The 988-nt window shown below is 71.2% G+C and carries 1 protein-coding gene; it reads left to right on the top strand.

Annotated elements, in window-relative coordinates; all coding sequences use genetic code 11:
- The first annotated feature begins 118 nt into the window (after positions 1-118).
- Positions 119-892 carry a rhomboid family intramembrane serine protease gene (locus tag ACO6VK_RS16745; protein ID WP_422509079.1) on the top strand — a complete coding sequence of 258 codons (774 nt, stop codon included), beginning with the start codon at positions 119-121 and terminating at the stop codon, positions 890-892.
- The last annotated feature ends 96 nt before the right edge of the window (positions 893-988 follow it).

The raw sequence follows: 988 nt of genomic DNA, 5'->3' as shown, positions 1-988 counted from the left end.
ACCACGGCCCCCACGCCTCACTTGTTGGTCCCTCCGGGGGCTCCCCCCCCCCCCCCCCACCTCTCTCTCCCATCGCGTTGCCCTTGTGTTCAGCCCGGGCGACGCAATCCCTAAGGGTATGAACGCCAACCTGCCCCTGCCCGCCGGCGAGCCGCCGGCTCCGTCCCGTACCGACCGCGGTCGCGTGATGCGGGCTTTCAACCTCAGCCTGGCCTTCGTGCTGGTGCTGGTGGCGGTGTTCACCGCCCAAGGCCATTTCGACTGGCGCCCGTGGGCGGTCGCCCCGCTGGACACGGCCGGCCTGCTCGGCATTCTCGGCGCGCCGTTGCTGCATGGTTCGGTCCAGCACCTGGGCGCCAATGCGGCGGCCCTGCTGATCCTCGGCACCCTGGCCGGCAGCGTCTATCCCAAGGCCACCCTGCGCGCGTTCCCGTTGCTGTGGATCGGCTCGGGCCTGGGCGCCTGGCTGCTCGGCGACATCGGCAGCCGCCATCTTGGCGCCAGCGGCATCACCCACGGCCTGATGTTCCTGGTGTTCGTGCTCGGCCTTCTGCGCCGCGACCGGCCCGCCATCGCCGCCGGCCTGATCGCCTTCCTGTTCTACGGCAGCATGCTGCTGACCATTCTTCCGCACGAGCCGGGCGTGTCCTGGCAGTCGCACATGGGCGGCGCCTTCGCCGGCATCATCAGCGCCCTGCTGTTCCGCCTGTCCGACCCGATGGCGCCGCGCAAGCGCTACAGCTGGGAGGACGAGGACGAAGACGACCTCGCCCCCCTGCGCGACAACGACCTGGAACCGCCCTCCCCGAAGGGCGTGCCGGTGCTGTGGCAGCCGCGCGAAGGCCAGGACTACGTCGTGATCCCGTTCCGCCGGCCCGACGACCGCCCGTGATCCGGGCCGCGGGGCGGTTCCACGCACAACCTGGTATCCCGCAATGCCGGCCAGCGGCCGGCACTACAGGGTGTTCCTCGCGGCCGGCACGACAAG

It is taken from the genome of Stenotrophomonas sp. GZD-301, from assembly GCF_049310345.1.
Classification (GTDB): Bacteria; Pseudomonadota; Gammaproteobacteria; order Xanthomonadales; family Xanthomonadaceae; genus Stenotrophomonas.
This window is presented reverse-complemented; position numbering and strand designations above follow the sequence as displayed.

Bases quoted from the DNA above. Each gene is read 5' to 3' on its own strand.
- ACO6VK_RS16745 (WP_422509079.1), top strand. From the start codon at position 119: ATGAACGCCAACCTGCCCCTGCCCGCCGGCGAGCCGCCGGCTCCGTCC.